The sequence below is a fragment of the Aequorivita capsosiphonis DSM 23843 genome, assembly GCF_000429125.1.
Lineage (GTDB): Bacteria > Bacteroidota > Bacteroidia > Flavobacteriales > Flavobacteriaceae > Aequorivita > Aequorivita capsosiphonis.
On the sequence record NZ_AUBG01000001.1, the window covers coordinates 376,151 to 397,339 of the forward strand.

Here is a 21,189-nt window from a genome sequence, read left to right on the forward strand (position 1 = left end):
TTGAAAATTATTAACATTTATAGATCTCGTTTTTTCTTTTGAAGCTGCTGAACATCCAAAAGATCTATCGGACGACTGGATTTAATTTTACTTGTAATTAAATCCTCCAAAGAAATAACCTGCCAAATGAGTGTTTTATTGTTTCTTTCAAGTGTTACTGCTTCACTTTGCTTATAAGCCTCGTCAAAAGTCCTATTTACTGAAAAATTTGTGATTAATTCGAGATCAAAATCTACGGGAGAGAATTTTACGGAGATATTTTGTTGCTTATCTTTTACCGCTTCAGGGAAGTCTTCAATATCATAGCCCATTTCTTGAAAAACGGCAACGAGTTTATCAAAATTTTCAGCAGAAGTGTCAATCCAAAAATCGACATCAGCAGAATGACGTTGATATCCATGAAAGTTTACTGCTGCCCCCCCAACCATAAGCATTCTAACTTTATGCTTTGTTGATAGCATTATAAAGTTTTCAATAGCGGTATTCCATTCTCCAATCATTTTAATTGGATATTAATGATAAAGTTTTCAGAATTGGAAGCTGGCTCTTTAACGGGAAGGCTTTTACTCTTCTGCATCAATTCAAAAAAACGCCATACCCTTTCAGGTTTTGAAAGTTTTAAGAAGGCCTCTTCTTGCTGCCGGTTGCTTTCTTCTTTGGTCTGGAATCTTATTTCCATTAGTTTTTGAATTTTCTTATTTCAAAGTTAGTGAAATATTTTAGGACTAAGTAATGATGTAGGCACGAGCGGGTGGAAATTATGGAATAAACTTCTCTAAATCGTATTTAGGTTTTTGCTTCAGATATAATCGTGTGACCCGTTATTTTTTATTATTCAGTGGAAATGTAATTCCAACAGCAAATGCTCCAGCGTATTGTTCAACAGATGGCTGAAGGTAATAAGCAAAGCCTAAATCAACATTATTGTTTTTTCCTAATTCCAGTCCAAACGAAAAAGGGATATGATAAATAAGTCCGCTTTTGTCAATATCATCAAATGCTGTCAATGTTCTAAACTTTCCAATTGAAGTTCCTATACCAAATTCAACGTAAGGTGCTACCCAAGGAATCGGCGCTCGCAGTCTTACTTTTCCTCCAAGTAAAAAAGCTTTTGATTCCGCTTTTTCATCAGTTGGATTGTCATTTAAGTCTTTGCCATTTGAGCTTGTAAAAATAAAACCTGCGTAAGGCCTTAATTCAACCCAAGAAGTAACTTTCAACACTAATTCTCCTTGAGCGAAAAAGCCATCATCAACGATTTCTTCATAGCTATTATTTGGAGCACTTAATCCATATCCAATTTGGGCATTAATGGATTTTTCTTTAATAAATTGGGCTTCAACGAAATTTGAAGTCAGAACGATTATTAATAATATCAGGGTTTTTCTCATAATGTGTTACAACCGGCGTATTTAAAACACTTCGATTGCGAATTTACTCAACCCCCTCAATCAAAACCCCCAACATCTCAATAGCAGCATCACTAATTCTTGTTCCTGGGCCATAAACAGCTACGGCACCAGCATCAAAAAGATATTGATAGTCTTGGTGTGGTATTACGCCTCCCACGATGACCATAATATCTTCGCGGCCGTACTTTTTTAGAGCTTCAATTACTTGTGGCACTAAGGTTTTGTGTCCTGCAGCGAGAGAGGAAACGCCAAGAATGTGCACATCGTTTTCAACGGCTTGTTTGGCGGCTTCTGCGGGAGTTTGGAAGAGTGGGCCTATGTCCACATCAAAACCTACGTCGGCATATCCGGTAGCAATTACTTTGGCGCCACGGTCGTGACCGTCCTGCCCCATTTTGGCAATCATAATGCGGGGACGACGGCCTTCCAGTTCTGCAAACTGATCTGCCATTTCTCTAGCTTTCTCAAAGCTCTTGTCTTTCTTAATTTCTTTACTATACACGCCGCTAAATGATCTAATTTGTGCTTTATACCTTCCGAATTCCTTTTCCATTGCGGTAGAGATTTCGCCTAAAGTTGCCCTTTCGCGGGCTGCTTCTACGGCTAAAGCTAATAAATTTCCTTCACCCGTCTTTGCACATTCAGTTATATCTGCAAGGGATCTTTCTACCTTTTTGGTGTCACGCTCAGCTTTTATTCTTTCTAGCCGTTCAATCTGTGAGGTACGGACCTTCTGGTTGTCCACGTCCAAGATTTGCAACGGGTCCTCTTTATCTAGGCGATATTTGTTTATACCAACAATAATATCCTGCTGGCTATCAATTCTTGCCTGCTTTCTAGCGGAAGCTTCCTCAATACGCAGTTTTGGAATTCCAGCCTCAATAGCTTTGGTCATTCCACCAAGCTCTTCTACTTCTTCAATTAATTCCCAAGCATTATTGGCGATTTCGTTGGTAAGACTTTCAACATAATAACTGCCTGCCCAAGGATCAACCGTTTTGGTAATTTGAGTTTCCGTTTGAAGGAAAATCTGTGTGTTTCGTGCAATTCGTGCGGAGAAATCGGTTGGTAATGCAATTGCTTCATCCAAGGCATTTGTGTGCAAAGATTGCGTTCCTCCAAAAACCGCTGCCGAAGCTTCAATAACAGTTCGCGCCACGTTGTTAAACGGATCTTGTTCCGTAAGACTCCAACCGCTGGTTTGGCAGTGGGTTCGAAGGGAAAGCGATTTTTCGTTTTTAGGATTAAACTGTTTTACAATTTTAGCCCATAACATTCTGGCGGCTCGCAGCTTGGCGATTTCCATAAAGTGATTCATCCCAATGCCCCAAAAGAAGGAAAGTCGCGGCGCAAAAGTATCTATATCCATTCCTGCTTTAAGACCCGTACGAATATATTCCAATCCATCTGCCAATGTGTAAGCAAGCTCAATATCGGCCGTAGCTCCCGCTTCCTGCATATGATACCCAGAGATGGAAATACTATTAAACTTGGGCATATTTTTAGAAGCGTATTCAAAAATATCGCTGATGATTTTCATCGATGGCGTTGGCGGATAGATATAAGTATTCCGCACCATAAACTCCTTTAAAATATCGTTTTGAATGGTTCCCGCCAAATCTTTTGGCGAAACGCCTTGTTCTTCGGCTGCAACAATATAAAAGGCCATAATAGGAAGTACCGCGCCATTCATGGTCATAGAAACGCTCATCTTGTCCAATGGAATTTGATCAAAAAGGATTTTCATATCCTCCACACTGTCAATGGCAACACCTGCTTTCCCCACATCACCTTCCACTCTTTCGTGATCACTGTCATAACCGCGATGTGTGGCAAGATCAAAGGCTACAGAAAGTCCTTTTTGACCTGCGGCGAGGTTTCTTCGGTAAAAAGCATTACTATCTTCGGCCGTTGAAAAACCGGCGTATTGACGAATAGTCCACGGTCTGCGAACGTACATCGTGGAATAAGGCCCACGAAGATTTGGTGCAATTCCAGCGCCGAAGTTTAAGTGCTTAAGATTCACTATATCTTCTTTGCTGTAGTTTTTTTTGATCTCGATTTTTTCTGCAGTGGAAAAGGTTTCCTCGTCGGTAACATTTTTCTGGTCAAGGTGATTCCTATCTATCCTCTGTCCTCCGTCTTCCGTCTTTTTCAGACTAATCTGCTGTAAATTCTTTCTATCCATAAACGTAAATGCTTCTCCAGACCTGATATATTGCAAATCCTATCAGAATAATACCAATTACTATCAATAGATATCGGTAATATTTGTGCGTGGTTAATTTGTTTAAACGAGTTAAAATGGCCAGGCCAAGTATCGCGAAAACTATTCCTACTACAATTCCTAATTCTTCACTCATGATTCTTGTTTTAAGCGTTCTTGTTCAGTGATTTCCGAAATTCTTCTTTCAACAATTGGGGGAATAATAGTTTTTACTGGGTTCTTTTTAACGAAAGGGAAAAGTTCCAAATCGTCTTTCATTCGGTCGTTTTTGTTTGGGTGATAATTGGTCCCTAACAATTTCAGTTTGCCAGTATCAAAAAGCGCTTGTTCTTTGTCGGCGCTTTCCTTTATTTTATTTTGAATGGTTTCTTCTTTTAATTGCTGAAGAAAGCCACCATTCTTTTCAATGTCCTTAAATAATTGCAATGCTTTTTCCGCAAGTTCATCCGTCAAACTTTCAATATAGTAAGTGCCATCTGCGGGATTGCTAACGGTGTCAAAATAACTCTCGTGTTTTAGAATAAGCAACTGATTCCGGGAAATACGTTCGCCAAACTCGTTATTCTTATGATAAATCGCGTCATAAGGCAAGTTGCAAATTGTGTCCGCTCCACCCAAAACGCTACTCATACATTCGGTGGTACTGCGAAGCAAGTTTACGTTATAATCATAAAGGGTTTTGTTACGCTCGGAAGGTGTAGCAATAATATGACAGGTTTCATTGAAACCGTATTCTTTTGCCAAAGTTGCGTAAAGTTTCCGAAGCGCTCGGATTTTGGCTATTTCGAAGAAATAATTTGGCCCTACTGCGAGATGGAAGGTTAACGATAAAGATTGCTTCGCTTCGCTCGCAATATGATTTAGGTACTCATTCGCATGAGACAGCGCATAAGCTAATTGCTGAACGATGTTTGCACCTGCGTTTTGATATAAAGTGGTATCAACCGAAAGGATATTTTCCGAAGAATGCTTCGGAAGAATAGTATCCAGGATTTCGTGATCCCGCTTCATATTATGAAACCAATTTCCAGTTCGGGCTAAGTTCCCGATTAGATCTAAATTGTAATAAACAGTTGCGTTTTTATTGGAAAAAAACTTGATAAGTTTAGTGTAGAAAACTTCAGAAAGAAAAGTGAGTTTAAAGTAGATGGAAGCCTTTTCAAATGGAAAATCCTTAAAAACAGATTTAATATCAAAATCTTCATCAGCGGTAAAAATAATGGACTCCGCGCCTCTATTTATAGCATCCAAAGCGATTTTATTTGCTATTTTTTCATCATCAATAAATATTTTCTGGGCTATTTTCCAAGATTCGGGTTGTCCCGGGATTGGCTGGAAGTCTTCCGTAAAATCGTCTTGATGATAGAATGGTTTTACATCTACACCTTCAGGACTTTGCCAAACTAAGGTTTCGTTATAGTCGGCGCCTTTTAGGTCATACTGAATTTGTTGTTTCCATTGTTTTGCGGAAACTTCATCAAAATCTTCAATGCCTACAAATGGGCGGGCGGGTTCAAATTTACTCATCGCTTTTCATCTTTTTTGACGCTGTCTTTATTTTCAATTATATAAATATCCTCATTTTCCTTCTTCAAGTAATATCTTTCTCGAGCAAATTTCTCCATCTCATCATCATCTTCCATCTTTTTAATAAAGGTTTTGTCGTGTTCAATTTCTTTCTGATAAAACTCGGCGTTATCTTCCAAAGCATCGATATCGTGGTCCAATTCCTTATGAATTAAATAGGAATTGGCATCAAAAAAAATCATCCAAACCAAAAATAGTATAACTATAAGCATGTATTTATTGCCTATATATCTAACCCACTTGTTCTTTTTTATTTGCGATAATTTCACAATTCGGTATAACTTATTTTTTGGTGAATAATACTTCTTATTACATCTACGGCCACTGTATTGTATTTATTTGTGGGAATAATAATGTCTGCAAACTCCTTTGTAGGCTCAATAAACTGTTGGTGCATGGGCTTTAAGGTAGTTTGATAACGATTGAGCACTTCTTCCAGATCGCGGCCGCGCGTTGCAATGTCGCGTTTTAACCTTCGTATCAATCGTTCGTCGCTATCAGCGTGTACAAATATTTTAATGTCGAACATTTCACGAATATCGGGATGTGACAAAATTAAAATTCCTTCCACAATAATTACTTTTCTCGGAAAAGTACGGATCGTTTCGCCTGTTCTATTATGTTCTACAAAAGAATATACAGGTTGCTCAAAGGAATTTCCGTTGCGCAATTCCTTCAAATGACTCACCAGCAAATCAAAGTCAATGGCTTTTGGATGGTCAAAATTTATTTTTTTTCGATCTTCAATCGATAAATGACTGGTGTCGTGGTAATACGAATCCTGCGAAATGACGCACACTTCATCGATAGGCAATTCTTTCACAATTTGATCAACTACTGTGGTTTTGCCGCTTCCGGTACCTCCGGCGATGCCAATTATAAGCATAGTTTAATATTTATACAAATGTAGGGAAAAGGATTCAAGGTTCAATATTGAATGTTCAATGTTCAAGAATCAACGTTCAAAATTACAGTTTAAACAATACTTATCCATAATCCTTTTTTTATAGAATTTAACTTTTGATGTTGATTTCTTTTTTCCTCCCACGGTGAGCAAAAGTTTTCGATTTCTTTGTTATTTTTGAAGTAGTAATATCTCAAAATGAAAAAAATCCTCGTCCATCCCTCCTATTTTCCTTCCATTGAACAAATGGCTGCTATTGCACAAGCAGAAAAGGTAGTCTTTGAAGTTGAGGATAATTACCAAAAACAAACCTACCGAAACCGCGCCTATATTGCGCATAGCAATGGAGAACTCCTTTTAAACATTCCCATCAAACACAGCAAGAATGGGGAACGTCAAAAAATGAAGAATATACTAGTGGAAAATGACTTTCCGTGGCAAGATCTACATTGGAAAAGCCTACAGAGTGCATATCGCACCTCTCCATTTTTTGAATATTACGAAGATGACCTAGAACCATTATTTAGCGAAAAGGTTGAAAGTTTAATGGATTATAACTTGAGAATTGCTGAAATTTTATTCGAATTAATAGGAATAGAAGCCGAAGTTTCCACAACGAAAGTTTACGAAGTTTCCCCCGAAATTCAAGATCTTCGTTTTTTAGTTAATGCCAAAAGAAAGTCAACTTTTCAGCCTGAACAATACACGCAAGTCCACGAAGCAAATCATCCCTTTTTACCAAATCTTTCCGTTTTGGATTTGCTGTTTAATGAAGGGCCGAATTCTTTGATTTACTTAGAAGAGTCCTCTCTGCCCTGCGGGCATCTCCCCAGAGGGGAGAAATAACACGAAAACTGCCTCAACAAGAATCCCACTCGACGGCTAAGGAGAATTGCTCATTGAACTTCAATAATAATAATAATAATAATAATAATGCGTCCTAGTGAGAATCATCCTCCACGCCCCGAGTAAATGTTCCTCCTTCGGGGGCAAGGGGGGATTACCATCCAATCGTCGCCTTAATCGCTCTATGGTCTGAGAAAGTTTTATTTATTGTTTCAAAAGTAAGAAAGTCCAATCCTTTTGATGCAAGAATATAGTCAATACGCAACGGAAATTTGTCAAATTCAAAAGTAGTTCCCAAGCCATTTCCGCGTTCCCTAAAAGAGTCTTGCATCCCATTTTTCAACATATGATAACTATATGAAAAAGGGGTGTTATTAAAATCACCACACACAAGAATTGGATGTTTCGTATTACTTTGATGCTTCAAAATAGCTTGTATCTGGTTTTGCTGCTTTGTAAAGGCTGAAGAGATTCGTTTTCTAAGTTTTTCATTATCAGTTTCTTTTAAAAATCTAATTCTCGGGTTTACATCTATTGACTGAAGGTGAAGATTGTAAACACGGATGGTATCATTCCCTTTTATCAGATCAGCAAAGAGGGTATTGTTGTGAGAACCTTCAAAATCGAAAGCGCCTGTGTTTATTATGGGATATTTCGACAAAAAAGCATGTCCCAATTCAGCTCTAGGTCTTCTAAAGTGAAGATATTGATATGGATAAGCTGAAAAATCAACCTTGTTAAATCTATAAAATTCCTGAATACAGATAACATCCGGATCTTGTTCGGCAAGGATTTCGGACATCATTTGAACTGCATCGGTTTCTGGATTCTTTTCATAAGCGTTAAACAAACGTACGTTATAGGAAAGTACACTCAACGTGTTTTTGTATTGTGAAGCATCTCCTCCTTTGGATACTTCATAAAACACATTAAAGTAAAAATAGGAAACAAAGAGAACGGTGAAGGAGAGAAAAAATCGAGCTCTTAGCTGGATAGCCCAATAAAGAGCAAAAATAATATTAAGCAGTATGATCAGTGGTACGAACAAGCTCAACAATGAAATTGTGGGAAAGGTTTTTGGCGGTAAATACGGCAATACAAAAGAAATCAACAATAAAAAAGCCGCAATCAAATTGACCCAAAAAATCAGTTTATTGAAGAATCTTCCCATTATGCTTAGTCCTCTTTACCCGCTTTAAAAAGGAAATCTTTTTCTTCTTTTGTAAGGCTTTCGTATCCGCTCTTGCCAATTTTATCCAAAATACCATCTATCTTTTTCTGATGATCAGATTTTGAATCCTTGGGTTTAGAAGGCTTTGTTTTAGGTTGCGCTGTACGATGTACCGTTTTGAAGGGTTTTTTAGTTCGTGGTTTAAAAAGATCAGCAATCCAGTCCATAAAATTTTCAAACCATTTGCCAATGTCATTGCCTTTAGCCAATTGTACTGCATAGGTATAGCCAAAAACCGCACCACCCACATGAGCCATTAAACCTCCTGCATTACCTGATGAAGGAATACGTATTAAATCTAAAAGGAAAAGTACAATGGCAATATGCCAAAGCTTGATAGTGAAGGTGAATATTCGCACTTGCGTGTTTGGCGTATAGGTAGCGATAAAAATCATAATCGCAGTTACCGCGCCCGAAGCTCCAATTAAATAACCACGGCTTTCTGCAAAAACCGGAAAAAGATTATAGGCCAATACAAATAGTAAACCACCAAATAAGGCTCCCAATAAATATATTGTCAGCAATCGTTTTCCTGTAAATAGGGTCAAAACAAATTGTCCAAACCAATACAGCCATATCATATTAAAGAAAATATGGAAGAAACCAAAATGAAGAAATCCGTATGTAATTAACGTCCATGGATGGATTAAAAGCGTATTCAAACTATCGCTTAGCACAAACCATCTAGAAAAATACTGCGGACTTATACTTAAAAAAAAGGAACTCAAGTTGACTATTAAAAACACGGCTACATTGATAACAATGAGCTTCACCAAGATATTGGCTGTTTTATATTTATATGAAAGACTTGTAGCAGCCATAATTAATTCCAGCGGTGATTATCAAAACTGTTCTTCTTCCAATACCAAGCCATAATAAAGCCAAATAGAGCGCCTCCAATATGCGCCCAATGCGCGATTCCAGTACCTGTTCCTGTAATTCCAAAAATTAAATCCATTAGAATAATTCCTGGAATAAAATATTTCGCTTTAATAGGAATAGGAAGGAAAATCAACATTAGTTCTATATTTGGGAACATGATTCCAAAAGCCACCAGCACACCATACACGGCACCCGAAGCCCCAAGAGCCACACCGTTGTACGACTGCGCCATAGATGTTATTTGATCCATCGAAACGGTATCTAGCACAGATTGGCTTCCGCCATTACCTCCAGCTAAATAACTCATAATCTGGTCTTGGCTCCATCCACCGGCTAATAATGAATCCATAACGCTGTGAACATTATAATAGTTCACCAAAGTGTGTATTATGGCTGCGCCCAGTCCTGCCGAAAAATAAAAAAACAGAAACTTCTTTTGGCCCCAGCGCATTTCTAATGGCGAACCAAAAGCCCAGAGCGCATACATATTAAAAAGTATATGGAATATGGAGGTAGGATCGTGCATAAACATATGCGTAATTGGCTGCCAATATTGAAAATTAGGGTTTTCAAAGTAGTAGAGCGCAAACAATTTCAGCGATACATCGCCTATTAAAAATGATCCTATATAAAAGATCACATTGATAATTAAAAGAAATTTTACTGTATCGGTTATTTTTCCCATAGTTTTTCCTGCCTTTCGATTATCGCTGAGGATAATTTTCGGCAGTTATTTTTTCACCCAAAAGGTTTGGTTTTACATAAATTTTCTATCAAAATCGCTAACATCCATGGTTGTAAACACCGGTTTGTTATTTGGACTTACCGTTGGCTCCTTACAGGCAAAAAGCTGGTTAATTAAATGTTCCCGCTCTTCTTTGTTTAAAGAAACGCCTGTTTTAATCGCCATTCCAGCGGCCATTGATTTTGCCAACATATCATTCTGACTAAACCCGCTATCGGGCACTTCTTCTTTTATATCGTTTACCAATTGCTGCAGCAAATTTACAACATGGCTCTCCATAATCAACACAGGAATACCGCTAATCTCAATGGTTTCGTTTTTCAATTCTGAAAACACAAAACCGGTATTTTCAAGTTGCTCCCGTATTTTTTCAATGATATCGACATCCGGCTTGGAGAAATGCAACTCCAACGGAAACAACAATTGTTGGCTCACCGCTTCTTTTACCGTGATGTTTTTTAATAATTCTTCGTAAAGAATACGTTGATGTGCGAGATTTTGATGCACGATCATCATTCCATTTTTCAACGGACTTACAATATATTTATTCTGAAGCTGAAACGTTATCTGTCCAGATTCAAGATCGCTATTTTCAAAAAGACTTCCCGTTACTTCTTCGCTTTCAAATTCAATATCGCCCAAGCCAGAGACTTCTGTGTTTTCATCTTTTAGTCCCACGTAAAGCGATTCCCAGGAAGAAGCTTGTTCTCGTTTATAAGGAAATCTAATATTTCCCTGCTTCGGCTTATCCTTAAATGGATTAAAATCTCTATCAACTTCTACGGAAGGCGCTGTTGGCGATTTTTTACTGTATTCATAAGGCGTATCAAAACCTTTATCCCGTTCAAAATCCAATACCGGTGCAATGTTGAATTGTCCCAAACTGTGTTTTACCGTCGCTCGTAGCATCGCATAAATTGAATGCTCATCGTCAAATTTTATTTCGGTTTTTGTTGGGTGAATATTGATATCGATGGAATGCGGATCTACTTCTAAAAATAAAAAATAGCCTGGGTGGACGCCACTTTTCATCAAGCCTTCAAAAGCCGAAGAAACTGCGTGATGTAGATACGGACTTTTAATAAACCGATCATTTACAAAAAAGAACTGTTCTCCCCTGCTTTTCTTTCCGAATTCAGGTTTTAAGACGAAACCTTCAATTTTTAAAATTTCGGTTTCTTCAGTTACGGGAACCAGTTTTTCATTGGTCTTACTTCCGAAGATATTTACAATACGTTGTCGCGAATTAGATGCAGGCAGATTAAAAACATCGCTCCCATTGTGAAGCATTTGAAAGGCAACACTTGGATGTGCCAAAGCCACACGATGAAATTCATCAATAATATGGCGCGTTTCTACGGGATTGCTTTTTAAGAAATTTCTACGTGCGGGAATATTATAAAAAAGATTTTTTACTGAAATAGTCGTCCCTTTTGGAACAACAGCCGGATCTTGTGAAATCACTTTGCTGCCTTCAATGGTGAGATGGGTGCCAATATCAGAATCTTCAGTTCTAGTTTTCAACTCCACATGGGCAATAGCGGCGATGGAAGCCAAGGCTTCCCCACGAAAACCTTTGGTATGAAGATTAAAAAGATCTTCCGCCGATTTAATTTTTGAAGTAGCGTGACGTTCAAAACTGAGTCGTGCATCGGTAATGCTCATTCCGCCACCATTATCCGTAACCTGAACAAGCGTCTTTCCAGCGTCTTTAACAACAAGGGTTATGGAAGTTGCTTTTGCATCAATGGCATTCTCCAGCAACTCCTTCACTACAGAAGCAGGGCGTTGTACAACCTCCCCTGCTGCAATTTGGTTTGCAACGTGATCCGGTAATAACTGAATGATGTCTGACATTAAAATCTATGCGTAGAAAATGGATAAATCGAACTCAATAATAAACAGGAAAATAAGGACTAATATTGCTATAATAACAATAATTCTTCGGTTTGCGTTTCTATCAGAAGTTTGGCGCAAATCTGACCAAGCCGATTGAAATTTTCCCTTTAAACCTTTATTATCGCCAACAGTAGTCCGGAAGTGATCAAATTTATGCTCCATAGAATATGGGCTTCCTTCTCCATCAAATTCGTAGTGACGCGGTTTATAGCTATACTTCTTATTTTTTCTCTTACCTATTAGTCCCATAATTGTTGTGCTTCAAAGGTATTGAAAATACTGTGTTTTGTAAAGTATTTTGAAAGCTTGTTTTGAACAATTACCGTACCAATGTTCAGTGGTCAGTGAGCAGTATTCAGTTGCAATTGCAATGTGCAGTAGAGATAACGAAAATACTTTGAATCTTAAAATTTCGGTTACTGAGCGAAGTCGAAGTATGAACTTTGAATCTAAAATTTTGAATCCTTCCGCAGCTGTGCCATTTTTATGGCGGCAATTGCTGCTTCGGTGCCTTTGTTACCGTGTTTTCCTCCGCTTCGGTCAATGGCTTGTTGCATGGTATTATCGGTGAGTACACAAAAAATTACAGGGATATTTCCGTGTACGTTAAGGTCTTTTATGCCTTGGGCAACACCTCCACATACGTATTCAAAATGTTTTGTTTCCCCTTGGATAACACTTCCTATGGCAATTACGGCATCAAGCATGTCATAACTTTGCGTCATAAGTTTACAGCCGTGAATTAGTTCAAAACTTCCTGGAACGTCCCAACGAACTATATTTTCATTGATCGCACCACAATCTTTTAAAGCATCAAAAGCGCCTTGAAACATGCCTTCGGTTACGTCATGATTCCATTCTGAAACAACAATCCCAAACCGAAAATCTTTCGCGTTTGGGATTGTGTTTTTATCGTAAGCCGATAAATTTGTATTCTTAGTTGCCATTTATTTTTTCATTGCTTCCGCGCGACCAGTATAGATTTCGGCTTTGGCGGCTTCGGCTGATTTTGGATAATCATCCGCTATTTTTTTGAAATGTGATAAAGCTTTGTCATTCTTATTCAAAGCCATTGCTGCAATTCCAGCTTTTAAAAGAAAGCGTGGTGTTGTAAAATCGTTGGTGCGCATCGTGGCTGCTTCCTCGTAATACTTTAAAGCATCCTCATTCTGGCCCAACTGTGCGAATGCATCGCCAATTGCTCCTTTTGCCAAAGGTGCTAAAATATCATCATCGCTTTTAAATTTGTCCAATTGTGCAATCGCCTCTTGATATTTGTTTGTGTTCAAATAAGCCATTCCAGCGTAGTAGCGGGAAAGATTTGCTGCCTTTGTTCCACTGTAAGTATCAGCAATGTCAAGAAAACCATATTTTCCCTCACCACCTTGCAATGAAAGATTGTAAAGTGAATCTTTTGCTGGAGAGTTCAATGCTTGTTCCCAATAGTTCTGCGCTTGGAACATTTCGTTCATAGCTTCAGTTTCCTTTGGCTCTTGAATAAATTTCTGATATAAGAAATACCCCAGAACACATATAGCAACAACTGCGATAACTCCAAGAATTACCTTTTGGTTTTTTTCTACCCAAGCCTCAGTTTTTGATGCGCCTTCGTCCAGCGAGTTGAATACTTCTGCCGTTGTGCTGCCTTCTTCAATTTGAGCCTCTTTATCAGCCTTCGTTTTTGGTTTGCCTCCGCGTTTTTTGTACGTTGCCATAGTTATAGGTTATTGTGGCGCAAAAATAAAATTTTTAATGGAATTTAAAAGGATTAATATTTCTTATTTTTTAATAATTTGAAAAGCCTATATTTTTAACCCTAAGTCCTTTACAGTATGGACATTGTAAAAAACCAATTTACATCAAAGAATAAAGAAAAGACAAAATGACGCAAGACTTAGGAAGAAATCATACCAAACCTCTTATTTTTACATCTTTTTACGGCACTTTCTGAATTGAATTTTTAAACTCTTTAGTCTTACGTAATAAGTCTAAAAGCCTTTTGGCATTTTTTATTTATGATTTTACAAAAACTCTCCTTACTCAATTATAAAAACTTTGAAGCTGAATCATTTGATTTCGATCCGAAAATAAATTGCTTTGTTGGAAATAATGGCGTGGGTAAAACCAATATCCTGGATGCCATCTATCACCTTTCTTTCGGAAAAAGTTATTTTAACCCGATTACAACTCAAAACATTAAACACGACGAAGATTTTTTTGTGGTGGAAGGTTTTTATGAAAAGAACGATTCTTCAGAAAAGATTGTAGTGAGCGCGAAAAGAGGGCAGAAAAAAATTATAAAACGAAACGGGAAAGCATATGATAAATTCAGCGACCACATTGGTTTTTTGCCTTTGGTGATCATTTCGCCCGCAGATAGGGATTTAATTATTGAAGGAAGCGATACACGGCGAAAATTCATTGACGGCGTTATTTCGCAGCGTGATTCTGAATACCTCCATACCCTAATCAAATACAACAAAGTGCTGGCACAGCGAAATTCACTTTTGAAATATTTCGCAGCTAACAACACTTTCAGCCAGGACACGATTGACATTTATAACGAGCAAATGCACGCTTATGGAACAAGTATCTTTGGAAAAAGGATTGCTTTTGTGGAGGAATTCCTTCCTATATTTCTGAATAGATACAAATCCATCAGCAGCGGTGAGGAAAGCATCAATTTGGTTTATCAAAGTCAATTGCAGGAAAATGATTTATCGACGCTACTTCAGAAGAATATCATAAAGGATAAAATTTCGCAATACACAAACTTTGGAATCCACAAAGACGATTTGGTTTTTGAAATTGACGGACATCCCATCAAAAAATTTGGCTCGCAGGGACAACAAAAATCGTATCTTATAGCATTGAAATTAGCACAATTCGACTTTATAAAAAATCATTCAAAAACGAACCCGATTTTGCTTTTGGATGATATTTTTGATAAATTGGACGAAATGCGGGTAGAGCATTTAATCTCTTTGGTAGATAATGAAAATTTCGGACAACTTTTCATTAGCGATACGCACGCAGAACGCACCGAAGACGTAATAAAAAAAGTGCATCAAACCTATAAAATGTTTCCTTTATCATCCTAACTCTGTGCCCTCTGTGCCTCTGTGGTGAAATAATTGCACGCAAAGCCGCAAAAACGCAAAGAACTAAAAATCCTAAACCAATGAAATACAAAATCACAATTTTACTGCTTACCGTTTTTTTCATTGCCTGTGAAAAACCCAATCCCGAAGAACAAAAGCAAATCCTCAACGGGTATTGGGAAATAGAAACCGTAAAAATGCCAAGTGGCAAAAAGAAAGATTTTAGAGCCAATACCATTGTTGATTATATTGAAGTGAAAGGCGACAGCGGTATCCGCACCAAGGTTTCACCAAAACTTGACGGTAGCTTTAGAACAAACGGTGTTTCAGAGAACTTCACATTAAAAATTGAAGCGGACAGCTTGCGGATGTATTACAAAACTCCTTTCGATGAATGGAAAGAAACCGTGATTGAAGCGAAAGACAGCACCCTGGTGGTAAAAAACAGAGATAACAAGATTTATACATACTCCACTTTTGAAAAATTCGATTTTGGAGAATAAAATGGTTGCAGGTTGCAGGTTGCAGGTTGCAGGTTGCAGGTTGCCTAAAAAAATCAAACTAAACTTCTAAACTCATAAACTTCTAAACCTTTAAACTTTTAAAAAAAAATGGCAAAACGACACTCCGAAAACATATCTATTGGCGATGCTTTACAGGAATTTATTGGCGCCAACAGGCTTGAGAAAGGCTTGAATAAAGTAAATGCCAAAGAAGCTTGGGATACGGTTATGGGTGTAGCTATTTCAAAATATACAACCGATATAAAACTGGATCGTGAAACACTTTATGTGCAGCTTTCTTCATCAGTTTTGCGGGAAGAGCTCAGTTATGGGAAGGAGAAAATAGTCAATTTACTCAATGAGGAATTGGGCAAGACATTGATCCAGAAATTAGTTTTGCGGTAAGCCCTCTGATCTCCAAAGAGATGACTCGGAAATTATTTTGCATGTTCTCCGTAAAAACAATACCTTTCTGTCGTAAAGCCACTCGATATGAAAGCACTGCTACTAATTTCCATCTACCTATTCTGTAATTTTGGATTTTCACAAGAAAGCTGGGGTTATCTACCTATTGAAATTACCGATAACTCACACGGTGCCATTTATACAATTGATGAAAATATTGTACACGTAGTTTCCGATTCTGGTATTTTCTATAAAACCGAAGATGGTGGTGAAACTTGGACAAGTTTTGAAAGCGGCGTTAGTGTATATTTTCTCGACCTAGTTTTTGATGGCATTGAAAAAGGTTATGCCGTAGGTAAGGAAGGGAAAATCCTTAAGACCTCCAATGCGGGGCAATCATGGTCAGAATTAACGTCTGGCACTTCCGAAGCTCTTATTTCGATTGCAATAAATGCAGCAAGCAGCATTTGGGCAGTTGGAAATAATGGCACAATTTTACATAGTACGGACAATGGAAATTCCTGGACATTAAACAATTCCGTGACTTCTGAAGCTTTAAACAGTGTGAAATTCAAAGATGAAAACATAGGTTATATTGCTGGAAATAATGGAGTGCTTTTCTACACGGAAAATGGCGGTGCTAATTGGGAACAGCTTATTATTCCTAATGCATACGATTTATTTTCAATTTCAATTACGGACAATTACGTGTATCTGTTAAATGGATATACAGATAATGACTATTTTTCCCGTTCCGCCAGCCAACTTCTTAAAACTGGTAATAATACGGATTGGACAGTTTATTATATCGATGATGCTATTGGGTCATTAGGGAATGCCGATTTGTTTTTTCGTGACGACAATACTGGATTCTCTCTTAATTCGGCTGCAATGCTTTGTGACTGTTGTAATGTCTGGATAGTAAAAACCAGTAATGGCGGCGAAAACTGGGATTTTAGTCTGAATGAAGAAACAAATGCGGCCAATTGTCACGCAAACGATACTAGTTACGCAGAGATCATTTTCCCCACAGAAAATATTGGCTATGCACTTATAGGTCGCTTTATTTTAAAAACACCTTATGACACCGCAAGCATCGAAGATTTCAATACTAACAGGGCTTTTACAATCTACCCAAACCCTTCAACAAACGGCAAATTCAACCTTAAAATCAATTCTACAAACACTGAAGAACTTTTACTGGAAATTGTTGATATCACGGGAAAGATAATTTTTTCTGAAAATGATTTAAAGGAAAACAACAGTATTTCCCTCCCAAACATTTCCGAAGGGATTTATTTTGTGCGGCTTATGAAAGATGAAAAAATGGTGGCGACAAAAAAATTAATCAAAGGGTAAAAACATCCTCTGGAGAAGAAGATGTTCCAAAAAGTCATAAATTTGAAATAAAACATATCATAATGAAAACCCTTAAACTTGAAATAAATAATGAAATTTACGACAAGGTCCTTCAATTATTACAACAGTTTAGCCCCAATGAGTTAAAAGTTATTGATGAAAATAATGCCAACAAACAATATCTTTCAAAAGAACTTGAAACAATTGACAACGGTACGGCCGAGTTTATTTCTTTAGAAGAATTGGACAATGTTATGAAAGAAAGGATTGCAAAATATGAAAATCAAAATCCTTAAAAGTTTTTTATTCAAATTGGCCGATCAAGTTGAATATATTGCGGAATACAAACCTTATGCTTCGAGGAAATTTAAAAAGGATCTCCTCAACTCAAGAAAAGCCTTAAATTCGCTACCTTATAAACAGCGAAAATCCATATATTTTGAAGACAAAAATATCAGGGATTTAATTTTTAAAGGCTATACAATCGTTTAACGAATAAAGCCCAACGAAAAAATAATCGAGGTGTTTGGTTTTATCAAATACAAAGAATTTCTATAAAAAAACGCCCTCCAAAATGGAAGGCGTTTTCAATTATAATATTCCCTAGTCAACTGTATCCCCTTAGCGGGTTATGGGGCTTTTAAAACTTTTCGCGACCTGCAAAATGAAAAGCACCTTCAATAGCCGCATTTTCATCGCTATCACTTCCGTGAACGGCGTTTTCGCCTATAGAAGCGGCGTATAATTTACGGATGGTACCATCAGCAGCATCAGCTGGGTTGGTAGCTCCAATTAAAGTACGAAAATCCTCCACAGCATTATCCTTTTCAAGAATGGCTGCAACGATTGGACCGCGTGTCATATATTCTACCAATTCGCCATAAAATGGACGTTCACTGTGAACCTCATAGAATGTTTTCGCATCATTTGTGGTCATGTGGGTAAGTTTCATTGCAACGATTCTAAAACCTGAAGCATTTATTTTTTCAAGAATGGCGCCGATGTGTCCTTTTTCAACCGCATCTGGCTTTAACATTGTGAATGTTCTGTCTGTTCTCATGGTATTTTTAAAATTTCGGCAAAAATAGGTATTATATTTACAACATTCAAAAGTTATCTGTTTTCTCTTCATAAAAGAACATAACTGCATAAAAAGTAATATTCCAATATTACTTTCTAACTTTGTAACTACTTCTTCTAATTCAAATTCACGCAGTTAAAGCATTCCTTTTTTAAATTCGTTGCCCCAAATATTCTGCTTTGGTGTTTAGGAGCATTGTTGTAACTTCGCGCCCTATGAATAAAGAAACTACTGAAATTGTCAAAGGCCTGCTTTCTTCTCCACAAAACGTGGCGATTATTGGTCACAAAAATCCTGATGGAGACGCCCTAGGATCTTGTTTGGGACTATCCTTTTTTCTGAAAAGTTTAGGACATAAAACAACAGTAGTAATGCCCAATGATTTTCCACTATTTCTAAAATGGATGCCCGGCGTTGACGATATTGTTATTTATGAAAAGGAAATTGAAAAAAGTAGCGAACTAATTGATGCTGCAGATTTAGTTTTCACCTTGGACTTTAATAGCTTGGACAGAGTTGGAGATCTTCAGAAAGTCTTGGAGAATTGTACCGCTAAATTTGTGATGATAGACCATCACCAACAACCGGCAGATTATGCAGTTGCAACCTATAGCGATGTGAAAATGAGTTCCACTTCCGAAATGGTTTTTCATTTTATGGATGCTTTAGGGGAAGCTGAAAAACTTTCCAAAGAAATAGCTGTTAATCTTTATACTGGTATAATGACCGATACGGGTTCATTTCGTTTTTCGACATCCTCTCCAACAACCCATCGCGTTGCAGCAAAATTGATAGAGGCTGGTGCAGAAAGCGCCATTATAAATCAAAATGTTTACGACAACAACAGTCCAGAACGCATGAAGTTGCTTGGCATAGCGCTAAACAATCTAAATATTTTGCCAGAACTTCACACGGCTTATATTACCTTGACCCAAAAAGAACTGGACAAAAACAACTTCAAAAAAGGTGACACGGAAGGTTTTGTAAATTATGCGCTTTCAGTGAAAGGCGTTGTTTTTGCTGTTATTTTTATTGAAAACAAGCAGGAAAGCATTGTAAAAATATCTTTAAGAAGTAAAGGAGATTTTTCTGTGAATGATTTTGCTCGCAATCATTATAGCGGCGGCGGCCATACGAATGCAGCCGGTGGAAAAAGTTCGCAATCTCTTAACAAAACAATAAGCGAATTTATTAGTATCTTGCCACGTTATAAAAATGAACTTACACATGCTTAATAGGCTGTTTTACATCTTACTATTTCCGTTTTTAATTGTTTCCTGTAAAAGTCCGGATGCCAGGCATCCATTGCAAAGCAACTCAGGGACTTTTATAAAGGAGTCTGCAGATCGGAACAAAAAAATCTATGACGAAGAAAAAAGTTATATCGAAAAACTAATAGCAAAAGATTCCACCAACCAATATATTGCTTCTAAAAATGGGTTTTGGTACTTCTACAACAAACGCAATACCACAACTACAGAAACACCCAATTTAGGCGATTTGGTGAAATTTACTTACAACATCAAAGATCTCAACGGAGATGTGATTCTTTCAGAAAAAGAAAATGGCTTACAACAATATAAGGTAGATCAGAGCAACCAAGAGCTTATTTCTGGAATTCGCGAAGGTATAAAACTTATGAAGGAAGGTGAAACAGTGACCTTCCTCCTTCCTTCCTATAAGGCCTTTGGCTATTATGGAATTGAAGAAAAACTCGGCACCAATATTCCTGTGCAGAGCACAATAACTTTACATTCAATAGAACAATCAAATTAAAATTAATTAAACAAAAGATGGAAAAACTAACAGTTTTATTTTTATTTCTTACGCTTGCACTGGCGTCTTGTCAGGAAAAATATCCAGACTTAAAAGAAGACGGCGTTTATGCTGAATTTATTACCAACAAAGGAACTTTCGTTGCTAAATTGAAAAATGACAGTGCGCCACTTACAGTTTCAAATTTCGTTGCATTGGCAGAAGGCACCAACGGAATGGTAGATTCAATTTATAAAGGCAAACGTTTTTATGACGGACTTAGCTTTCACCGTATAATCAAAGATTTTATGATTCAAGGTGGAGACCCAAAAGGTGATGGAACTGGAAATCCAGGATATGCATTTCCAGATGAAGTAACCGATACCATTCGTTTTGACAAGAAAGGACTTTTAGCAATGGCAAATTCAGGACCAGGTACTAATGGAAGTCAATTCTTTATCACTTTAAAAGAAACACCTTGGTTGGATGGTCGTCACACTATCTTTGGCGAAATCGTTAAGGGACAAGACGTTGTTGATGCTATCGGAAACATGGAAACCGAAAAACCAGGCGATAAGCCAAAAGAACCTGTTATTATTGAAAAAGTAAACATTATTAATAAAGGCGATGTTAAGGTTCCATATTTCACAGAAGAGATGGGCAAGCTTGAAAAAGACAAGAAAGAAAAAGAAGACCGTATAAAGGACGTGGCAGCAGCACAAGCCAAAGAGCTTAATGCTATGGAGGCTAAAGCGGATTCACTTCCCTCCGGAGTTAAAATTTATTTTAATGAAAAAGGTGATGGCCCACAACCAAAAGAAGGCGATAAGATTTTGATGAACTATGCTGGGTACCTGGCTGATGGACACCTATTTGATTCAAACATTTTGGCAAACGCAGAAAAATTTGAAATCGTTGATGAAATGCGTAAAGCTGCAAAACAATATGTTCCTGTACCAACGGACTACAGCAAGGATGCACAACTGATTCCTGGTTTCCGCGAAGGTTTATTGAATATGAAAGTTGGCGATAAGGCAACTATCTTTATTCCATCTCATTTAGCTTACGGAAAAAGAGGAATTCCTGGAGTTATTCCTCCAGATTCTGAATTGATTTTCCAACTTGAAATTGTTGAGATCGTAGAATAGTTTCAGTATTTCTTAGATATAAAAAGAGGAAACAGTTTAAAAACTAGTTCCTCTTTTTATATTTAAAACAGGACGAAAAAAGATTATTCCTCTTTTCTCTTTAT

25 protein-coding genes are annotated in these 21,189 nt (G+C 37.4%); 9 read left to right on the forward strand and 16 right to left on the reverse strand.

What is annotated here, in order from left to right:
* Positions 1 to 17: 17 nt before the first annotated feature.
* From G440_RS0101930 to udk, 8 genes are all read right to left on the reverse strand, one after another.
* Positions 18 to 500 carry a DUF6036 family nucleotidyltransferase gene (locus tag G440_RS0101930; protein ID WP_026449753.1) on the reverse strand — a complete coding sequence of 161 codons (483 nt, stop codon included), beginning with the start codon at positions 498 to 500 and terminating at the stop codon, positions 18 to 20.
* Positions 497 to 679: a hypothetical protein gene (locus G440_RS0101935; RefSeq protein WP_026449754.1), complete on the reverse strand. Its 183-nt coding sequence runs from the start codon at positions 677 to 679 to the stop codon at positions 497 to 499. Before G440_RS0101935 ends, G440_RS0101930 begins: the two co-directional genes overlap by 4 nt.
* Positions 680 to 821: 142 nt before the next feature.
* A complete protein-coding gene (locus tag G440_RS0101940) occupies positions 822 to 1,391 on the reverse strand; it encodes a hypothetical protein (protein WP_026449755.1) in 570 nt (189 codons plus the stop codon).
* Positions 1,392 to 1,434: 43 nt separating this feature from the next.
* Complete coding sequence (scpA, locus tag G440_RS0101945) at positions 1,435 to 3,600, reverse strand: methylmalonyl-CoA mutase (RefSeq protein ID WP_026449756.1); 2,166 nt, start codon at positions 3,598 to 3,600, stop codon at positions 1,435 to 1,437.
* Positions 3,593 to 3,775 (reverse strand): hypothetical protein, encoded by a 183-nt coding sequence (locus G440_RS0101950; protein WP_026449757.1) that lies wholly within the window; start codon positions 3,773 to 3,775, stop codon positions 3,593 to 3,595. Before G440_RS0101950 ends, scpA begins: the two co-directional genes overlap by 8 nt.
* Positions 3,772 to 5,166 (reverse strand): methylmalonyl-CoA mutase subunit beta, encoded by a 1,395-nt coding sequence (locus tag G440_RS0101955; protein ID WP_051285075.1) that lies wholly within the window; start codon positions 5,164 to 5,166, stop codon positions 3,772 to 3,774. The genes G440_RS0101950 and G440_RS0101955 overlap by 4 nt, the downstream gene beginning before the upstream one ends.
* A complete protein-coding gene (locus G440_RS0101960) occupies positions 5,163 to 5,438 on the reverse strand; it encodes an FtsB family cell division protein (RefSeq protein WP_245574813.1) in 276 nt (91 codons plus the stop codon). Before G440_RS0101960 ends, G440_RS0101955 begins: the two co-directional genes overlap by 4 nt.
* Before the next feature lie 53 nt (positions 5,439 to 5,491).
* Complete coding sequence (gene udk, locus G440_RS0101965; RefSeq protein ID WP_026449760.1) at positions 5,492 to 6,112, reverse strand: uridine kinase; 621 nt, start codon at positions 6,110 to 6,112, stop codon at positions 5,492 to 5,494.
* Between the two features lie 216 nt (positions 6,113 to 6,328).
* Between udk and G440_RS0101970 the strand changes: the two genes are divergently transcribed.
* Complete coding sequence (locus G440_RS0101970; RefSeq protein ID WP_026449761.1) at positions 6,329 to 6,976, forward strand: WbqC family protein; 648 nt, start codon at positions 6,329 to 6,331, stop codon at positions 6,974 to 6,976.
* Between the two features lie 154 nt (positions 6,977 to 7,130).
* Here the strand turns inward: G440_RS0101970 and G440_RS0101975 are convergent, their stop codons facing one another.
* From G440_RS0101975 to G440_RS0102005, 7 genes are all read right to left on the reverse strand, one after another.
* Positions 7,131 to 8,147 carry an endonuclease/exonuclease/phosphatase family protein gene (locus G440_RS0101975; protein WP_026449762.1) on the reverse strand — a complete coding sequence of 339 codons (1,017 nt, stop codon included), beginning with the start codon at positions 8,145 to 8,147 and terminating at the stop codon, positions 7,131 to 7,133.
* A 5-nt stretch (positions 8,148 to 8,152) separates the two neighbouring features.
* The gene (locus G440_RS0101980; protein WP_026449763.1) at positions 8,153 to 9,028 is read right to left on the reverse strand and encodes a rhomboid family intramembrane serine protease; all 876 of its coding nucleotides are present in this window, start codon (positions 9,026 to 9,028) and stop codon (positions 8,153 to 8,155) included.
* A gap of 2 nt (positions 9,029 to 9,030) precedes the next feature.
* Positions 9,031 to 9,774 carry a rhomboid family intramembrane serine protease gene (locus G440_RS0101985; protein ID WP_026449764.1) on the reverse strand — a complete coding sequence of 248 codons (744 nt, stop codon included), beginning with the start codon at positions 9,772 to 9,774 and terminating at the stop codon, positions 9,031 to 9,033.
* Between the two features lie 72 nt (positions 9,775 to 9,846).
* Positions 9,847 to 11,691: a DNA mismatch repair endonuclease MutL gene (mutL, locus tag G440_RS0101990; protein WP_026449765.1), complete on the reverse strand. Its 1,845-nt coding sequence runs from the start codon at positions 11,689 to 11,691 to the stop codon at positions 9,847 to 9,849.
* Positions 11,692 to 11,697: 6 nt separating this feature from the next.
* Positions 11,698 to 11,982: a hypothetical protein gene (locus G440_RS0101995; RefSeq protein ID WP_026449766.1), complete on the reverse strand. Its 285-nt coding sequence runs from the start codon at positions 11,980 to 11,982 to the stop codon at positions 11,698 to 11,700.
* Between the two features lie 200 nt (positions 11,983 to 12,182).
* Complete coding sequence (gene ribH, locus G440_RS0102000) at positions 12,183 to 12,680, reverse strand: 6,7-dimethyl-8-ribityllumazine synthase (RefSeq protein ID WP_026449767.1); 498 nt, start codon at positions 12,678 to 12,680, stop codon at positions 12,183 to 12,185.
* On the reverse strand, positions 12,681 to 13,448 hold the full coding sequence (locus G440_RS0102005) for a tetratricopeptide repeat protein (RefSeq protein WP_026449768.1): 768 nt from the start codon (positions 13,446 to 13,448) through the stop codon (positions 12,681 to 12,683).
* Positions 13,449 to 13,748: 300 nt separating this feature from the next.
* Here G440_RS0102005 and recF point away from each other — a divergent pair, with 300 nt between their 5' ends.
* From recF to G440_RS0102030, 5 genes are all read left to right on the forward strand, one after another.
* Positions 13,749 to 14,834 carry a DNA replication/repair protein RecF gene (gene recF, locus G440_RS0102010; protein WP_026449769.1) on the forward strand — a complete coding sequence of 362 codons (1,086 nt, stop codon included), beginning with the start codon at positions 13,749 to 13,751 and terminating at the stop codon, positions 14,832 to 14,834.
* 80 nt (positions 14,835 to 14,914) lie between these two features.
* A complete protein-coding gene (locus G440_RS0102015) occupies positions 14,915 to 15,337 on the forward strand; it encodes a lipocalin-like domain-containing protein (protein ID WP_026449770.1) in 423 nt (140 codons plus the stop codon).
* Between the two features lie 108 nt (positions 15,338 to 15,445).
* Positions 15,446 to 15,742 carry a DciA family protein gene (locus G440_RS0102020; RefSeq protein WP_026449771.1) on the forward strand — a complete coding sequence of 99 codons (297 nt, stop codon included), beginning with the start codon at positions 15,446 to 15,448 and terminating at the stop codon, positions 15,740 to 15,742.
* 87 nt (positions 15,743 to 15,829) lie between these two features.
* Positions 15,830 to 17,101, forward strand: coding sequence for a WD40/YVTN/BNR-like repeat-containing protein (locus tag G440_RS0102025; RefSeq protein ID WP_026449772.1), 1,272 nt, complete (start codon positions 15,830 to 15,832; stop codon positions 17,099 to 17,101).
* A gap of 62 nt (positions 17,102 to 17,163) precedes the next feature.
* Positions 17,164 to 17,397 carry a hypothetical protein gene (locus G440_RS0102030; RefSeq protein ID WP_034258773.1) on the forward strand — a complete coding sequence of 78 codons (234 nt, stop codon included), beginning with the start codon at positions 17,164 to 17,166 and terminating at the stop codon, positions 17,395 to 17,397.
* Between the two features lie 344 nt (positions 17,398 to 17,741).
* On the opposite strand, the gene G440_RS0102040 is transcribed toward G440_RS0102030, so the two are convergent.
* The gene (locus G440_RS0102040) at positions 17,742 to 18,161 is read right to left on the reverse strand and encodes a nucleoside-diphosphate kinase (RefSeq protein WP_026449774.1); all 420 of its coding nucleotides are present in this window, start codon (positions 18,159 to 18,161) and stop codon (positions 17,742 to 17,744) included.
* Positions 18,162 to 18,397: 236 nt separating this feature from the next.
* Here G440_RS0102040 and G440_RS0102045 point away from each other — a divergent pair, with 236 nt between their 5' ends.
* Genes G440_RS0102045 through G440_RS0102055 form a run of 3 tightly spaced genes read left to right on the forward strand, consistent with a single transcriptional unit; the run spans position 18,398 to position 21,085 of the window.
* Positions 18,398 to 19,417: a DHH family phosphoesterase gene (locus G440_RS0102045; RefSeq protein WP_026449775.1), complete on the forward strand. Its 1,020-nt coding sequence runs from the start codon at positions 18,398 to 18,400 to the stop codon at positions 19,415 to 19,417.
* Positions 19,398 to 19,958, forward strand: a complete 561-nt coding sequence (gene gldI, locus G440_RS0102050) for a gliding motility-associated peptidyl-prolyl isomerase GldI (protein ID WP_245574814.1) — start codon at positions 19,398 to 19,400, stop codon at positions 19,956 to 19,958. The genes G440_RS0102045 and gldI overlap by 20 nt, the downstream gene beginning before the upstream one ends.
* A gap of 17 nt (positions 19,959 to 19,975) precedes the next feature.
* Positions 19,976 to 21,085 (forward strand): peptidylprolyl isomerase, encoded by a 1,110-nt coding sequence (locus G440_RS0102055; RefSeq protein ID WP_026449777.1) that lies wholly within the window; start codon positions 19,976 to 19,978, stop codon positions 21,083 to 21,085.
* Positions 21,086 to 21,189: the final 104 nt, after the last annotated feature.

Excerpts from the sequence above, each read along its gene's own strand:
- G440_RS0101930 (WP_026449753.1), bottom strand. The coding sequence starts at position 500 with ATGATTGGAGAATGGAATACCGCTATTGAAAACTTTATAATGCTATCA.
- G440_RS0101935 (WP_026449754.1), bottom strand. The coding sequence starts at position 679 with ATGGAAATAAGATTCCAGACCAAAGAAGAAAGCAACCGGCAGCAAGAA.
- G440_RS0101940 (WP_026449755.1), bottom strand. The coding sequence starts at position 1,391 with ATGAGAAAAACCCTGATATTATTAATAATCGTTCTGACTTCAAATTTC.
- scpA (WP_026449756.1), bottom strand. The coding sequence starts at position 3,600 with ATGGATAGAAAGAATTTACAGCAGATTAGTCTGAAAAAGACGGAAGAC.
- G440_RS0101950 (WP_026449757.1), bottom strand. The coding sequence starts at position 3,775 with ATGAGTGAAGAATTAGGAATTGTAGTAGGAATAGTTTTCGCGATACTT.
- G440_RS0101955 (WP_051285075.1), bottom strand. The coding sequence starts at position 5,166 with ATGAGTAAATTTGAACCCGCCCGCCCATTTGTAGGCATTGAAGATTTT.
- G440_RS0101960 (WP_245574813.1), bottom strand. The coding sequence starts at position 5,438 with ATGCTTATAGTTATACTATTTTTGGTTTGGATGATTTTTTTTGATGCC.
- udk (WP_026449760.1), bottom strand. The coding sequence starts at position 6,112 with ATGCTTATAATTGGCATCGCCGGAGGTACCGGAAGCGGCAAAACCACA.
- G440_RS0101970 (WP_026449761.1), top strand. The coding sequence starts at position 6,329 with ATGAAAAAAATCCTCGTCCATCCCTCCTATTTTCCTTCCATTGAACAA.
- G440_RS0101975 (WP_026449762.1), bottom strand. The coding sequence starts at position 8,147 with ATGGGAAGATTCTTCAATAAACTGATTTTTTGGGTCAATTTGATTGCG.
- G440_RS0101980 (WP_026449763.1), bottom strand. The coding sequence starts at position 9,028 with ATGGCTGCTACAAGTCTTTCATATAAATATAAAACAGCCAATATCTTG.
- G440_RS0101985 (WP_026449764.1), bottom strand. The coding sequence starts at position 9,774 with ATGGGAAAAATAACCGATACAGTAAAATTTCTTTTAATTATCAATGTG.
- mutL (WP_026449765.1), bottom strand. The coding sequence starts at position 11,691 with ATGTCAGACATCATTCAGTTATTACCGGATCACGTTGCAAACCAAATT.
- G440_RS0101995 (WP_026449766.1), bottom strand. The coding sequence starts at position 11,982 with ATGGGACTAATAGGTAAGAGAAAAAATAAGAAGTATAGCTATAAACCG.
- ribH (WP_026449767.1), bottom strand. The coding sequence starts at position 12,680 with ATGGCAACTAAGAATACAAATTTATCGGCTTACGATAAAAACACAATC.
- G440_RS0102005 (WP_026449768.1), bottom strand. The coding sequence starts at position 13,448 with ATGGCAACGTACAAAAAACGCGGAGGCAAACCAAAAACGAAGGCTGAT.
- recF (WP_026449769.1), top strand. The coding sequence starts at position 13,749 with ATGATTTTACAAAAACTCTCCTTACTCAATTATAAAAACTTTGAAGCT.
- G440_RS0102015 (WP_026449770.1), top strand. The coding sequence starts at position 14,915 with ATGAAATACAAAATCACAATTTTACTGCTTACCGTTTTTTTCATTGCC.
- G440_RS0102020 (WP_026449771.1), top strand. The coding sequence starts at position 15,446 with ATGGCAAAACGACACTCCGAAAACATATCTATTGGCGATGCTTTACAG.
- G440_RS0102025 (WP_026449772.1), top strand. The coding sequence starts at position 15,830 with ATGAAAGCACTGCTACTAATTTCCATCTACCTATTCTGTAATTTTGGA.
- G440_RS0102030 (WP_034258773.1), top strand. The coding sequence starts at position 17,164 with ATGAAAACCCTTAAACTTGAAATAAATAATGAAATTTACGACAAGGTC.
- G440_RS0102040 (WP_026449774.1), bottom strand. The coding sequence starts at position 18,161 with ATGAGAACAGACAGAACATTCACAATGTTAAAGCCAGATGCGGTTGAA.
- G440_RS0102045 (WP_026449775.1), top strand. The coding sequence starts at position 18,398 with ATGAATAAAGAAACTACTGAAATTGTCAAAGGCCTGCTTTCTTCTCCA.
- gldI (WP_245574814.1), top strand. The coding sequence starts at position 19,398 with ATGAACTTACACATGCTTAATAGGCTGTTTTACATCTTACTATTTCCG.
- G440_RS0102055 (WP_026449777.1), top strand. The coding sequence starts at position 19,976 with ATGGAAAAACTAACAGTTTTATTTTTATTTCTTACGCTTGCACTGGCG.